The organism is Mesorhizobium sp. M5C.F.Cr.IN.023.01.1.1, from assembly GCF_003997585.1.
Taxonomy (GTDB): Bacteria; Pseudomonadota; Alphaproteobacteria; order Rhizobiales; family Rhizobiaceae; genus Mesorhizobium; species Mesorhizobium wenxiniae.
In genome coordinates this window covers 46,889-61,770 of sequence record NZ_RZSU01000032.1, presented here as the reverse complement: position 1 = coordinate 61,770, position 14,882 = coordinate 46,889, and the positions used below count along the sequence as shown (strand labels likewise).

The 14,882-nt window shown below is 61.3% G+C and carries 11 protein-coding genes; 6 read left to right on the top strand and 5 right to left on the bottom strand.

Features of this window, described 5'->3' with window-relative positions:
• Window positions 1–557: 557 nt before the first annotated feature.
• Together EOA78_RS15295 and EOA78_RS15290 are read left to right on the top strand one after the other, a co-directional pair.
• Window positions 558–1,232 carry a sugar transferase gene (locus EOA78_RS15295; RefSeq protein ID WP_127315858.1) on the top strand — a complete coding sequence of 225 codons (675 nt, stop codon included), beginning with the start codon at window positions 558–560 and terminating at the stop codon, window positions 1,230–1,232.
• Window positions 1,233–1,404: 172 nt separating this feature from the next.
• A complete protein-coding gene (locus EOA78_RS15290) occupies window positions 1,405–2,613 on the top strand; it encodes a polysaccharide biosynthesis/export family protein (protein WP_127315857.1) in 1,209 nt (402 codons plus the stop codon).
• Window positions 2,614–3,332: 719 nt separating this feature from the next.
• Here the strand turns inward: EOA78_RS15290 and EOA78_RS15280 are convergent.
• Window positions 3,333–4,595 carry an O-antigen ligase gene (locus tag EOA78_RS15280; protein ID WP_127315856.1) on the bottom strand — a complete coding sequence of 421 codons (1,263 nt, stop codon included), beginning with the start codon at window positions 4,593–4,595 and terminating at the stop codon, window positions 3,333–3,335.
• A gap of 459 nt (window positions 4,596–5,054) precedes the next feature.
• Here EOA78_RS15280 and EOA78_RS15275 point away from each other — a divergent pair, with 459 nt between their 5' ends.
• The 3 genes from EOA78_RS15275 to EOA78_RS15265 all read left to right on the top strand — a co-directional run bounded on the left by EOA78_RS15275 (window position 5,055) and on the right by EOA78_RS15265 (window position 8,287).
• Window positions 5,055–5,984, top strand: a complete 930-nt coding sequence (locus EOA78_RS15275) for a TIR domain-containing protein (RefSeq protein WP_127315855.1) — start codon at window positions 5,055–5,057, stop codon at window positions 5,982–5,984.
• 161 nt (window positions 5,985–6,145) lie between these two features.
• Entirely contained in the window at window positions 6,146–6,898 is a 753-nt protein-coding gene (locus EOA78_RS15270; RefSeq protein WP_127315854.1) for an SDR family NAD(P)-dependent oxidoreductase, read from the top strand.
• 51 nt (window positions 6,899–6,949) lie between these two features.
• Window positions 6,950–8,287 (top strand): glucoamylase family protein, encoded by a 1,338-nt coding sequence (locus EOA78_RS15265; RefSeq protein WP_127315853.1) that lies wholly within the window; start codon window positions 6,950–6,952, stop codon window positions 8,285–8,287.
• 135 nt (window positions 8,288–8,422) lie between these two features.
• On the opposite strand, the gene EOA78_RS15260 is transcribed toward EOA78_RS15265, so the two are convergent.
• Window positions 8,423–9,859: an aldehyde dehydrogenase family protein gene (locus tag EOA78_RS15260; protein ID WP_206533452.1), complete on the bottom strand. Its 1,437-nt coding sequence runs from the start codon at window positions 9,857–9,859 to the stop codon at window positions 8,423–8,425.
• A 175-nt stretch (window positions 9,860–10,034) separates the two neighbouring features.
• Between EOA78_RS15260 and EOA78_RS15255 the strand changes: the two genes are divergently transcribed.
• A complete protein-coding gene (locus tag EOA78_RS15255) occupies window positions 10,035–11,066 on the top strand; it encodes a hydroxyacid dehydrogenase (RefSeq protein WP_127315851.1) in 1,032 nt (343 codons plus the stop codon).
• Window positions 11,067–11,094: 28 nt separating this feature from the next.
• Here EOA78_RS15255 and EOA78_RS15250 read toward each other — a convergent pair whose 3' ends face one another.
• From EOA78_RS15250 to nirD, 3 genes are all read right to left on the bottom strand, one after another.
• Entirely contained in the window at window positions 11,095–11,580 is a 486-nt protein-coding gene (locus tag EOA78_RS15250) for a hypothetical protein (protein ID WP_065006049.1), read from the bottom strand.
• A gap of 103 nt (window positions 11,581–11,683) precedes the next feature.
• Window positions 11,684–14,548, bottom strand: a complete 2,865-nt coding sequence (locus EOA78_RS15245) for a nitrate reductase (protein ID WP_127315850.1) — start codon at window positions 14,546–14,548, stop codon at window positions 11,684–11,686.
• A 2-nt stretch (window positions 14,549–14,550) separates the two neighbouring features.
• Window positions 14,551–14,880, bottom strand: coding sequence for a nitrite reductase small subunit NirD (gene nirD / locus EOA78_RS15240; protein ID WP_127315849.1), 330 nt, complete (start codon window positions 14,878–14,880; stop codon window positions 14,551–14,553).
• Window positions 14,881–14,882: the final 2 nt, after the last annotated feature.

Here is a 14,882-nt window from a genome sequence, read left to right as displayed (position 1 = left end):
CCCCCGAGCCTCCCCTTCCCCATGCGAGCTTGTTGAGGCCACTCGCTTTCTTTGGCCAGTTGCTTCCGGCCTTCCCACGCTGTCCATACTCTGACAGAAACAATTTGCAACTCTATTAAGGTGTGCAATAGCGGGCAAGGCCAACCGCAAATTATTTTGGATAAGTTCGCGGGATCGACTCGGCCATGTTGCAATGCACACATCGGCATCGCGACCAATCACTCGGTATGGACTCAATTCAGTAGGAGCTACAATAATAATCAGTACTTTACTTTAAAATCGCTCTATAATTTACAAAACTACAGCACGACAATGCTCAACGACGCGGCACAAAGAGCGATACGCCCCAAATCAGCCTCAAAAAGGCACTAGATTTTTCAATGTTGCCCAAAATTTGTCACGAACTCGCCATAAAGGCAAAAAATTGTGCAGGATCGGTTTATTATTTAGTCAAGTCATGACGTGATTATTTCAGGCGCTCAAGAAATTGTGTGTTGCGATGCAGCATTTTTTTGATATCGTGCGGTAACCATCCGTTCAACGTATGGAGTTTACGCATGAGGGACGTAGCCAAGCCGGCCGACGCGAATTTTTCGCAGGCCGGTATCGACTTTCCACCGATCGGCGGCCTGCTCAAACGCAGCTTCGATATCGCCGGTTCACTGATTGGCCTGGTTGCTCTCAGTCCGCTGTTTGTAATGGTCGCGCTGCTTGTCAAGTTTTCCGACGGCGGGCCGATTTTCTACGGTCACAGCCGGATCGGTCGGGGAGGACGGATTTTCCCGTGCCTCAAGTTTCGCACCATGGTTCAGGATGGCGAACAGGTGCTGGCGGCATATCTTGCCGCCAACCCGGAAGCCAACGCCGAATGGATAGCCACCCGCAAGCTCAAGAACGACCCGCGGGTCACGCGCGTCGGGGCCGTGCTGAGGAAGCTCAGCCTCGATGAACTGCCGCAGATCATCAACATCCTCCAGGGTGACATGAGCCTTGTCGGTCCTCGCCCCGTGGTGCGAGACGAGCTCGAAATTTATGGCAGTTCGGCCGTTTATTACCTGAAATCGCGCCCCGGACTGACCGGACTCTGGCAGGTCAGCGGCCGCAATGACGTTTCCTATGACAGCCGCGTCGCATTCGATCGCCACTATGTCGAGAACTGGTCGCTGGTCGAGGACATTCGCATCATCATCAAGACCGTGCCTGCCGTCTGGATGTCGCGGGGCTGCTACTGACCGGCCGGGAGCCGGCTCTGTGTGGAAGAGTGACTGTCCAGACGCCAACCATTCTGCAGCAGGTTTCATCGGGCGGGGCTAAAGCGGATCGGAAAACGTACAGTTGAAAACAGATATTTTCGAAATCTCCTGCGCCAGCATTGTTAGCAATCGCATGCGGCGGATGCGGCTTATGACCACTTGCCTCGCGCTGGCGCTCACCATTCCCCAACTCGCCGCGGCCGATGAGTATCGCCTCGGATCGCAGGACAAGCTGACCATCCGCGTGGCCGAATGGCAGACCGTTGAAGGCACGTTCCGAGACTGGACGGCCGTCAACGGAGAGTACACAATCGGCCCGGCCGGAACATTGTCCGTGCCGTTCGTCGGCGAAATGCCGGCATCCGGCAAGACCACATCCGAGATCGCGGCAGCGATCGGCCAGGCGCTCCAGCGCAAGCTCGCCCTGGCGGACCGGCCGGAAGCCTCCGTCGAAATGGCGGAGTACAGGCCATTCTACATTTCCGGGGAGGTCCAGACGCCTGGCCAGTATCCCTACGTGCCTGGTCTGACCGTCCTGAGGGCGATGAGCATCGCCGGCGGTGTCCGGCGGGCCCCCGAAGGACAGCGGTACGATCGCGACATGATCAATGCCAAGGGCGATTTTGACGTCCTCGAAGACCAACGGGTCCGGCTGATCGTCAGGCGCGCGCGCATTGAAGCGGAGATGGCGGACGAGCCGACATTCGACGTGCCGAAGGAGGTGGCCAACGATCCGAAGGTGGCAAGCGTCGTTGCGGACGAGATGGCGATCCTGACGGCTGATCAAAAGAAGCTTAAACTGCGCCTTCAGGCGCTCGACGATTTGAAGAAGCTGCTGCAGAGCGAGATCGATTCGCTGCAGAAAAAGATCGTCAACCAGCAGCGGCAGGTCGACCTGGCAAAGGAGCAGCTCAGCGGCATCGGCTCGCTGGCGCAGAAAGGCCTTGTCGTCAACACGCGGGTTCTGACTTCCCAACAAACGATCGCCGACCTGGAAGGCCAGATCCTGGATTACGACACGGCCATCCTTACCGCCAAGCAGTCGATCAGCAAGGCCAATCAGGATGCCATCGACCTGGAAAACACTCAGAATGCGAGCCTCGCCGCCGACCGGCAACAGGTAGAAGCCGATCTCAGTGCGACGATGCTCAAGATGAACATGCAAACCGGCCTGATGGCCGAAGCCATGTCGGGGAACCCGGCGTTACAACGCTATCGCGACGGCGAAGAGCCAACGATGTCCTTTGCCCTGGTTCGGGTGGTCGACGGCAAAACCAGCGAAATTGCCGCCAGTGAAGACACGCCCGTGCTGCCCGGGGACGTGATCAAGGTGAAGCTGGCGCCAATGGCTAGCCAATAGAACTCGAGCGATCGAATACCCCAACGTCAGCTGACGCTCAAAGGGAGCGTCATGCCGAGGCCGTCCGCATAGATGCACGCTTCTCGGCGAGAAGTGCCAATCGGTGGGGGAGCGTAGTGAATATCTATCGTGCTAGAAGGTATATTAAAGGCACAATCATTACATTCATTTGGGCAGTGAGGGGTATCGAAATACGCGATCGAGTTTCGGTACTTGGTGTCTCGCCTCATATAGCAGGAAAAGGCAATTTTAGATTTGGCTCTCGCGTTTCGTTTCGAGGGCTTGGGTCACGGTCCTGGTTTCATGCACGCCGGAACGCAAGCCTGTCAATTGGCTCCAGATCTTTTATAAACAGCGGAGTTACGATCGACGCATCTGTCGCAGTAAGCATCGGAAAAGGATGCCTTATTGGCGATTCGGTTGTAATCCAAGACTCAAACTATCATGAGGTCGAAGAGGGTGCCGGTGTTAAAGCGAAAGCTGTCCTGATTGGGGATAATGTTTGGATAGGCCGAAATTCAATAATCCTGCCTGGGGTCGAAATCGGGGATCATAGCGTAATTGGAGCCGGCTCTGTGGTTACCAAAAGTGCACCCCCACGAAGCCTGGTTGCAGGAAATCCCGCCCGAATAATTCGCGAAATTGTGGCGCCCCAAGATTACATTCGTTTTTGACGGTAATTTTAACGCACGAAATCAAGGTGACATTCTGCGCTTTTCTTAGCCCTTTGCGGTTTCTGGTTCCGCGAGGCTCGCCGCCGTCCACCGAGGGCGGGCGACAGGCACCTTCACCAGTTTAAAGTAGCTGTAATACAGAAGGAAGGAGCCCATGATGTAGGGGTTGAGGGTCTCGACCTCGACGAAGGACCGGATGAACAGAAGCATCATCACGCCGGCAAGAATCACAGATTCGGCCTGCCACGTCCTGAATATCAACGCCGATATGTGGCCCCACAGCGTGCGCACGATGATCAGCGAAATCAGCGTCGCCCCGACATAGCCAAGCTCGACGAGCGCTTCGACATAGGTGTTGTGGAAGTGGAAGCCGCTTCGGGTCGTGATGTAGAATTCGTTCCAAAGCCGTTCGGCCTCGGCGAAACCCTGCACCCAATAGCCCGCGTAGCCGACGCCGAGGATCGGCGCTTGCTGCGCCGCACCCCAGCCCTGCTCCCAGAGATAGGTCCGTCCGGTGAGCGTGGAATCTTTTCCGAAGACGCCAAGGACGAAATCCAGAAGCCCCGCAAAGGCAACCGCGGTGACCGCGACCAGCCCGCATGCGCCGACCAGGAAAATCACTCGTCGGTAGCGGAGCGAAAGCTTCTTCGCCATGGCAAGCAGAGCGACCAGAGCGAGAACCGCCGGTATCGAAGCCATCGAGGTGGCTGAATGCGAAATGACCAGCAGATAGGCCGACAGGACGAGGACGGGCGCCGTCAAGACAAGGCTGATCCGGCCGCGCCTGAGAAAGGTCAGCAAGACAACGCAAAAATAGATGCCAAGGGAGGCGACAAAGCCGATCTGGTTCTTGGAGCTGAATGCGCCGACGAAATTATACGTCCCGTCGAGGCCATCATAGGAATAACCCCCGACCATAAGCGAGTAGAGCAGGACGAGAAAGATCCCGATCAGTGAGCCTATTGTCAACGTCCGAACGCTGACGGTGCGCGCGGCGATGTAGGCGCAGGCGATATGGGAGCAATACTGGATTGCCGTCCTCAACGTGAGGCCGGGAGCATCCGACCAGAACACCGAGAGGCAGACGTAGATGGCAAACCCCAGCGGGAGCCACGCACTGGAGACATGTCGCAACAGCCGCCGGTAATCTACCATGATCAGGGGAAGCCAGACCGCATAATAGGCCAGGATCAGGATCTGGCCGAAAACGGCGGAATAGGAGAACGCCCAGATGGAGATGGCAACTGCAAAGCTACCGTAGACCGTGTTCTTCTCCGGGTCGATCAACAGAGATTTTGGAATCTTCATCGGTAGCGGATTCCGTCCATACAGCTCAAGGCCGATTTGCCGCCGCGCCAAGCGCTGGCGCTGCCGTTGTGCAGTGCAATATAACCCATCCCCTGCAGCCTGTCACCCAAATGAGGCAAAAACACCCACAAGGACGCCCCGGGAAGGCGGTAAAAGGCCGCGACAGGCCGTGTGGCAAGAACCGAGCATCCAGGCCGGCTTCCGGCTCCAGACATTGTGAGCGCCTCGGCATCACGGTCAAGAGCCATGCCGGATTCATGAGAAGCTCGGCATCACCACCGCGCGGAATTGTTTTCGCAGTTCTTTCAGCACCGGACCGAAAAATAGCAGCCGGCATTCCTTGCTTCCGTTGCAACGAATGAGCCCCTCCGCGTACGCTATGGCGGGGACACCAGACGATGGCCGCAAGGATAATTGGCAGACGCTGGTGGTCCCGATCTGCTGGGCTGGAGCAAACGGATGGACAAACCTCGAATCTTCCTGGGCTCGTCGGGGAAGCAGAAAAAATTGCTGCAGGCGCTGACACGCGGTCTTGAAGACATCGCGTATGTGGAACCCTGGACGACATCCTTCAATCCCGGGACAACCACACTGGAGCGCCTCCTTGAGCTTACGCGTGAAGTCGACTTCGCTGCTTTTGTGTTCGCCCAGGACGACTGGACGAGTGCAAGCCTGCCGGCATCACCTGCTCCTGTATCCGCTCAAGCTTCTCCGCGAGACAATGTGGTCTTCGAAGCCGGCCTTTTCGGCGGTGTCCTCGGAATGCGCCGAACGTTTATCCTCCATGCCAACGGCTCCAAGCTTCCAAGCGATCTCCTCGGCCTGACGTCCGTGAGGTACGGCGAAGCGACAACCGCCGCCGAGATGAGAGCGGTCAACCAAAAGCTGCGAAAAGCGATCGAAAATGAGGGCCGCGCCGCCCGAATAGAAGGTCTTTGGTGGCAGTTTTCCCTGTCGGAGCGGACCGTCAAGGAGCCTTCCGCCGTGAGCCTCCTGCGGATCTCGCGAGACCGCGATGGTGCGCTGGAGCTAGCCGGCCGCTCATGGCAAGAGAATGGCAGTCTGTCCGCGAGATACTGGAGCGAAGCGGTAAAGGAGAGAAAGGAGCCTGCCGGCATCTTCTACTTTTGGAATGGAGAACGGCCCTTGGACGCGAACGCGTCGCAGTTGTACGGGACAGGAGAGATCCGGCTGGAGTCCGCCGATCGCGCGTCCGGGTACTTCACCACGCGAGCCGACACACAGCCAAAACTGAACGCCCGCACCTCCGGTGTCTATCTGCGCGCCGAGCCGGAGGACTTGAGCATCCTGGACGGGCGCGACAACCAGCGACGAGTGGAGCTGATCGCGGAGCGGCTGAACCATTGGAAATCGATCAAGAACGTCTGAACCCGGTGCGCGCGGCGTAACTCCAGCTAGCCCGACGCTCTAGCCCTGCCGGATCTTTTCCTACCGCCTCGGGCCAAGCATGAACCTGTTCGGAGGCGCCAATCCCGACTTGAACTTCTCTGCGGTTGACTCCACATTCGCCGCCCATTGGAGGAAGACACATGCCGATGAGTTTCGCGGGACGGTTTGCCGGGCGTTCGGCCGTGATCACCGGCGGCGCCTCGGGCATCGGTCTGGCTGTTGCGCAAAGAATAGTCGAGGAAGGCGGGCGCGTTTGCGTCTGGGATCGCGACCTCACCCACATCGAGCAGGCCAAGGCTGTTATTCCCGATTTGCATGGCGTGACTGTCGACGTCGCCGATCCCGTGGCGGTCGAACAGGCCGGCCGGCAGACGATCGATGCCCTTGGCGCGGTCGATATCCTGGTCACCAGTGCGGCCATCACCGGACCGAACATGACGACCTGGGCCTATTCGGTGGAGGATTGGCGCCGGGTTATCGACATCAACATCAACGGCGTCTTCTTCTGCAACAAGGCGCTTGTTCCGCACATGCTCGAGCGCAATTACGGCAGGATCGTCAACATCGCTTCGATCGCCGGCAAGGAGGGAAACCCGAATGCCTCTGCCTACAGCACCTCCAAGGCGGCGGTGATCGGCCTGACCAAGTCTCTGGGCAAGGAACTGGCCAAGACCAAGGTGACGGTGAACTGCGTCACGCCGGCGGCGGTGCGCACCGCGATTTTCCAGCAAATGAGCCAGCAGCACATCGATTTCATGCTGTCGAAGATACCGATGGCGCGGTTTGGCGAGGTCGAGGAGGTTGCGGCGCTGATCTCGTGGATCGCTTCCGAGGAATGCTCCTTCACGACGGCCGCCGTTTTCGACGTTTCCGGCGGCCGGGCCACCTATTGAAGCAAGTCGGGCGATCTACCGCCAAGGCAGCCAGACTGGAGTTCCCGTCGCTTGCTTAGGGTCGAACCGCGACTGTCCGACGAAGACCTGCTCGACCGCTTCCAGTGCGCGGCCTTCGGCTATTTTCTGGAAACCGTGAATCCGGAGAACGGGCTGGTTGCCGACACCTCGCGGCCAAATTGGCCGGCAAGCATAGCGGTCGTCGGCTTCGCCCTGTCCTGCTATCCGGTCGGGGTCGAGCGTGGCTGGATGACTCGAGATGCAGCCGTAAAGCTGACGCTTGCCACACTGCGCTTCTTCTGGAACAGCCGGCAAGGCAATGGCGACGAGGTCACCGGCCACAAGGGTTTCTATTACCATTTCCTCGACATCCGGACCGGCCTGCGCACCTGGCGATGCGAATTGTCGATGGTCGACACTGCGCTTTTGATGGCTGGCGTGCTCGCGGCTGGCGCCTATTTCACGGGCGACAATGACGAAGAAACCGAAATCCGCGAACTGGCGGAAGTCCTCTACCGGCGCGTCGACTGGCGATGGGCGCAAGGCAGCAAGTCGACCTTGCGGCAGGGCTGGAAGCCGAAGAGCGGCTTTTTGCGTTATGGCTGGGAAGGCTACAACGAAGCGACCATGCTCTACGTTCTGGCAATGGCCTCCCCGGACAAGCCAGCCTCGGACGACAGTTATGCCGGCTGGACGGCGACATATCGATGGGAAAACATCTACGGCTACGACGTGCTCTATGGCGGTCCGCTGTTCATGCACCAGTTCTCGCATGCCTGGATCGACTTCGACGGCATCCGGGATGCGTTCATGCGGGAGAAGAACTCGGACTATTTCGAAAACAGCCGCCGCGCGACCTACCTTCATCGGGATTATGCGCGGCACAACCCCTCAGGCTACCACGGCTACGGCGAAGGACTCTGGGGCCTTTCGGCGGGTGACGGACCCGGCAACTTCCGCGCGAAGATCGAGCGGCGACCGCGCAAATTTTCCGGCTACGCGGCGCGCGGCGCACCGTTCGGCCCCGACGACGGAACGATAGCGCCGTGGTCGTATCTCGCATCGCTGCCCTTCGCGCCGGAAATCTGCCTGCCGGCGCTGCGCCACCTCAGAGAACGCCACCCTGAGGTGGTCGACAGTTTCAGGGTGCCGAGCGGTTTCAACCCGACGCTGGCGAACCGGCGGAAGTTCGGGCCGAGCGGCTGGATATCGGATGCGCATTACGGACTGGACCAGGGTATCGTCGTGCTGATGATCGAAAACCACCGCTCGCGCCTGATCTGGGACCTGATGCGGTCGAGCCCGCATATCCGTCGCGGCCTGTGCAAGGCCGGGTTCAGCGGCGGCTGGCTGTCGCAGCCGGCGAGCCCTAAGGACCGTGCTGAATGACGGCTATCGCCAGCTGTCGCTGTCGTGTCGGGCGCGAAGACGTTCGCCCTTCCCAGCAACTCGCGTTTGCTGGGAAGGAAATCATTGGCCTGCTCGCATGTTCGATTTCATTTGGCCCGGCAAGTACCGATATGATTAGCCGGCGAACGTGTAGGCGGTCTTCACCGTAGTGTAGAACTCCGCCGCGTAGCGGCCCTGCTCGCGCGGGCCGTAGCTCGATCCCTTGCGGCCGCCGAAAGGCACATGGAAATCGACGCCCGCCGTCGGCAGATTGACCATCACCATGCCGGCCTCCGAGTTGCGCTTGAAATGCGTGGCGTGCTTGAGGCTCGACGTGCAAATGCCCGACGTCAGCCCGAACGGCGTGTCGTTAGCCACCGCCAGCGCCTCGTCATAGTCCTTGACGCGGATGACGTTGGCCACAGGCCCGAAGATCTCCTCGCGCGAGATGCGCATGGCGTTGGTGGCTTGCGTAAACAGCGCCGGTTGCAGGTAGAAGCCGCGGGTTTCGCGATCGAGCCGCTCGCCACCGAAGGCCAGATCGGCGCCTTCCTGGCGGCCGATGGCGATATAGTCTTCGTCCTGTTTCAACTGGCTCTGGTCGACCACCGGTCCGATCTGGGTTTTGGCATCGAGAGCGTCGCCGACGGCCAGCTTGCCCAGGCGATCTTTCATCGCGTCGACGAAGCGGTCATGGATGCCGTCCGTCACCACCAGGCGGGACGATGCCGTGCAGCGCTGGCCGGTCGAGAAGTATGCGCCATTGATCGCGCAGTCGACGGCGACCGCAAGATCTGCATCGTCGAGCACGACAAGCGGGTTCTTGCCGCCCATTTCGAGCTGGAACTTGCGCATGTGCTCTACGCTGGCGGCAGCTACGCGCTTGCCAGTGCCGACCGAGCCGGTGAAGGTGATGGCATTGAGGTCCGGGCTGTCGAGCATGGCCTGACCGACCACCGAACCCTTGCCCATGACGAGATTGAGCACGCCCTTCGGCAGGCCGGCGCGGTGCAGGATGTCGACAATGGTCCAGGCGCTCTCCGGAACTAACTCGGCCGGTTTGAAGACGATGGTGTTGCCGTAGGCCAGGGCAGGAGCGATTTTCCACGCCGGAATGGCGATCGGGAAATTCCACGGCGTGATGATGCCGACGACGCCGACCGCCTCCCGCGTGATTTCGACACCGACGCCGGGCCGCACGCTTGGAACCAGCTCGCCAGACAGGCGCAGCGTCTCACCAGCAAAGAAATCGAAGATCTGGGCGGCCCGCACGGTCTCGCCAATGCCCTCGACCAGCGTCTTGCCTTCTTCGCGCGCCAACGCCCGGCCGATTTCATCTTTACGCGCGGTGATCTCGTCCGACGCCTTCCTCAGTACCGCATGGCGTGCCAGCAGGCCCGATCGGGACCAAGCCGGAAATGCCGCTTTCGCCGCCGCGATGGCCTGCCGGGCCTGCTCGGCGTCCCCCGACGCATATTCGCCGACCACGTCGTCGAGATTGGACGGGTTGATGTTGCGGGAGCCGGCATCGCCCACCCACTCGCCACCGATGAGGTTCTTTCGAAACGGGATCATGTCGCTGTCTTCCTTGTCGTCCTTCGATTGCCGTCTATCTGGACCACCGGCCGCCACACCGCAAGGCCGCCGGCGGCAAAGTTCTCTTGCTCGACAGGCATGTGCTAGGTGTCGAGGCGGTAAAAGTTGATTCTAGTGTTGTGCGACGCGGATCGCACCGGGAGGAACCGCCATGTCCGACAGCGTGTTGCCGCTGGTGATCAGCGCGCCCGAGCCGCGCACGCTCGACCTGATTTTCACGTCCGAGGCACTGGCGAGATTCAGCGCCAAATATCGTATCGTCGAATCGTCGCCAGAAGGCGTCGCGGCCCTGCCGGCCGACGTGCTCGCCGAGGCGCGCTACATCGTCGGCCAGCCGCCGATCGCGCCGGAGACGCTCGACAAGATGCGAACACTGCGCTGCGTCTTCAATGTCGAGAGCAACCTCATCAACAACATGCCGTATGAGACGCTTTTTTCGCGCGGCATCCATGTTGTTACCACCGGCCTGGTCTTTGCCGAGCCGGTGGCCGAGCTCGGCCTCGCCATGGCGCTCAACCTCGCCCGGGACATCGTCGACGCTGACCTCGCGTTTCGTGAGGGCAAGGAGCTGTGGGGCGGCGACGGCAACCGGAAGGCGCGGCTTCTGTCCGGTGCTGATGTCGGTATCATCGGCTTTGGCGATCTCGGCCGTGCGCTCAACCGGCTGCTGTTAGGCTTTCGCACGCGGACCAGGGTCTTCGATCCGTGGCTGCCGCCGTCGATCCTCATCGAGAACGGCGTCGAGCCGGCTACGCTCGACACGGTTCTGTCGACCAGCGATTTCGTCTTCGTCGTCGCTTCGGTGACCAGCGAAAACCAAGGGTTTCTCGGCGCTGACGCCTTTGCCAGAATGCGCACTGGAGCCGCGTTCATCCTCCTCAGCCGTGCCGGTGTGGTCGATTTTCCGGCGCTGATGGAGGCCGTTCGCAGCGGCCACATCGTCGCCGCCAGCGACGTGTTTCCGGAAGAGCCGCTGGCGCAGGATCATCCCGTGCGCACGCTGCCCGGCTTCCTGCGTTCCGCCCACCGGGCCGGCGCGCTCGACATCGCTTTCAAGCGCATGGGCGACATGGTGCTGGAGGACATGGACCTGATCGACCGCGGCCTGCCGCCGATGCGTTCGAAGCGGGCCGAACGCGAGACCGTTTCGCGGATGCGTTCGAAGCCAGTCGACAAGAACTGAGCCGCAAGCCAGCGCCTGCATCGGTTTCTCAGATGGCGAACGACCAGAACAGGCAGGCCAGTGTCGCAGCGGCGAAGACGACGAAGAACAGGCTTCTCAGCAGGATATTGCGGCGCAACTCGTTCATGAAAAGATGGCATCCGACGACTGCTGCGACAAACAGGAAGCGCCAGTTCAGCAGCGCCGGCAAGATGTTGCCCCGATCGAAAGCCCACCTGGCAGCGAGACAGCCAATGATGGCCGCGAACAACACGATGACTGTCCAGAAGATCGCATCCGCGGCGTTCGTCAGGACGACGCTGGCGGCTCTGATCGGCAGGATCATCATGAGCAGCGCGCTGAAGAAGTAGACTGATGCAAGCGGGATAAACGTTCCGGCATCGGCGACGTCGTCCAGGCGTTTTGCGCCGATCGCACCATAGGGATAGCCATGCCTGGCCACTGCCAGGCTGAGCGCCATCAGCAAAGCCGTCAATATGGCGACCAATGCGAATGAAGTGAGGGCTTTGCTCATAAGGGTCCTGTTCGGAACGAATCGAATAGGGACGTTGGTAGCCCATGGTTTGTAAATTGCTGGTAAGCGTCGAGGCCCGGCGTGACAGAGTTTCTCGACGCCCTCACTCCGCCGCTTGAAGGCGTCGCGCCTCAATGATGGTCCTGATCTCGGCACGGCAGGAGCCGCAGTTGGTGCCGGCATGCAGGGTGGCGCCGATCGCCTCGACGCTGGTGCAGCCGCCGCGTACCGCCTCCGCGATCTGATTGGCGCCGACCCCGAAACAGGAGCAGACGACGGCGCCACGATCGACGGAATTGCCGCCCGGCCGCCCGGCTACGATCGCCAGCCGCCCGCGCCGATCAGCATGGTCCGCACTCAACTGCTCCACCGCCCAGCTGCGCGACACCGCGACCGGCGTGGGCGCAAGATAGAGCGCGCCAGCCAGCCGGCTGCCGGCGAAGCGGGCAAAGCGATAGTGCCCGCCGGCGACATCATGATAGGCGAGCGTCTCGCCTTGCACGTCCGCGCCAAAAAGCGAAGCTGCGAAACCCGGCCAATCCCGGCCAGCTTCCAGTGCAAGCTCGAGGCGCCAGCCGGCGGCGCAACGGGCGAGGCTCCAATAGTCGGCGTCGATCGAGCCCGGCCGTTCGGCAAGCACGGCGAAGCCGAAGGCGGCGGCAGCAAAGCGTTCCACGCGGGCGGCAATATTCTTCGAGGCCGGCTGGCCTGAAATCGCATCGGTGATGGGTGCCACCAGCGCATCGACGCGAGCACGCGCTGAGAACTGGTCCGTCCAGTGCATCGGCACGAAGACTGATCCCGGGCGCTGCCGCGCTGTCACCAGCGCGCGAACCAGCACCTCGCCGTGCACAGTGGAGACGCGCACGATGTTGGCATCACCGATGGCGAAGTGCTGCGCATCCAGCGGATGGATTTCGGCGAAGGGCTCGGCCATGTGCTGCGACAGCCGCTGGCTCTTGCCGGTCCGCGTCATGGTGTGCCAATGGTCGCGAACCCGCCCGGTGTTGAGGATCAGCGGGAATTTTTCGTTCGTGCGGGTTTGCGGAACTGGACGGATCGGGATGAAGCGCGCTTTGCCATCGGGTGTGTAGAAGTTGCCGTTGGCGAAGAAGCGGGTGCTGGGTGAAGCACGTCTTGCCTGAACGGCCAAGTCTTTCTCACTTTCAGCCTGAGCACCCCCCTCTGGCCTGCCGGCCATCTCCCCCGCAAGGGGGGAGATTGGCAGCTTTGGCGCCGGCTCTCCCCTTGCAGCGTTGGAGATTAGCGAAGGCCGTGGTGATAGCCGATCTCCACCCTTGCGGGGGAGATGGCCGGCAGGCCAGAGGGGGGTGTCTGGGCTCGGCGCTGGCCACTGGAAAGGCGCCAAATGCTCATAGTCCTCAGCGTCAATGTCGCCACACGCGCCTATATCAAAATCCCGCGCGCCGTCATTCTCGAAGGCCGACAGCGCTGCATGTTCAGCGAAAATCGCGGCCGGCGACGCATACGAAAACGCCTCGGCAATCCCCATCCGCTTGGCCACTTCGGCGATGATCCACCAATCGGCTCTTGCCTCGCCGGGCACTGGCAAAAAGGCGCGTTGGCGCGAGATGCGGCGCTCCGAATTGGTTACGCTGCCGTCCTTCTCGCCCCATGCGGCGGCGGGCAGCCGGACATGGGCGTGGCGGACCGTGTCGGTCAAGGCCAGCACGTCCGACACCACGACAAAGGGGCAGGCCTTGATCGCCGCCTCGACGGCATCGGCATCCGGCATCGAATCGACCGGGTTGGTCGCCATGATCCACAGCGCCCGGATACGCCCGTCGGCCACCGCCTGGAACATCTCGACCGCCTTCAAGCCGGGTTTTTCGGCGATGGCCGGCGCGCTCCAGAAGCGCTGCACGCGGCCGCGGTGTTCGGGGTTTTCGATCTCCATATGGGCCGCCAGCATGTTGGCCAAGCCGCCGACCTCACGGCCGCCCATGGCATTGGGCTGGCCGGTCACCGAAAACGGCCCGGTGCCGGGCTTGCCGATGCGGCCGGTGGCGAGATGGCAATTGATGATGGCGTTGACCTTGTCGGTGCCCCAGGACGACTGGTTCACGCCCTGGCTATAGACGGTCACCGTTTTCGCCGTCGCGGCAAACAGGCTGTAGAAGCGGACAAGCTCGTCCTCGCCGAGGCCCGTGGCAGCGGCGATGCCGGCAAGGTCGAGCGAGGAAGCGGCAATCGCGCCTTCGAAGCCCGTGGTATGTGCAGCGATATAGGCGCGGTCCAGAGCGTCATTTTTGCCAAGATAGGCGAGCAGGCCGGTGAACAGCGCGACGTCGCCATCGGCCGCGATCGCCAGATGCATGTCGGCGATATCGGCGGTCATCGTGCGGCGCGGATCGATCAGCACCACCTTCATCTCGGGCCGTTTTTCCCGGGCCGCGGCAACGCGCTGGTAGAGCACCGGGTGGCACCAGCCGAGATTGGAGCCGACCAGCACGATCAGATCGGCAAGCTCCAGATCCTCATAACTGCCCGGCACCGTGTCGGAGCCGAAGGCGCGGCGATGGCCGGCAACCGACGAAGCCATGCACAGGCGCGAATTGGTGTCGATATTAGCCGAGCCGATGAAGCCTTTCATCAGCTTGTTGGCGACATAATAGTCCTCGGTCAGCAACTGGCCGGAAACGTAGAAGGCGACCGCGTCGGGGCCGTGCTCGGCAATGGTTTGCGAGAAAGTCGAGGCGACGAGGTCGAGCGCCTCGTCCCAGCCGGTGCGGCGACCGTGGATCTCCGGATAGAGCAGCCGGCCATCGAGATCGATCGTCTCCGCCAGCGCCGAGCCCTTGGAACAGAGCCGGCCGAAATTTGCCGGATGGTCTGGGTCGCCGCGAACGGTTATTTCGCCATCCGCGGCGACCTTCGCCAGCACGCCGCAACCCACCCCGCAATAGGGGCAGGTGGTCCTCACCTCGCGCGCTTCGTCGATCTTCATGCTCAGGCCGCGCGGCTGGCCAGCGCTTCCAGCGCAATGAACAGACGCTCGCCCTCGATCCGCACCGGAACGGTGCGCACCGCACCTTGATCGGCGCCGAGCGCCTTGCCGGTCTCCAGCGAGATCACCCAATTGTGCAGGGGACAGGTCACCGCCGCGCCGTGGACGATGCCCTGCGAGAGCGGCCCGCCCTTGTGCGGACAATGGTCCTCGATGGCGAAGACTTGGTCCTCCGCGGTGCGGAAGACGGCGATCTTGCCTTGCGGCGTGGCGACGCAGCGCGCGCCGCGGCGCGGAATGTCCGATATCGAGCCGATTGATACCCAGTTCATCA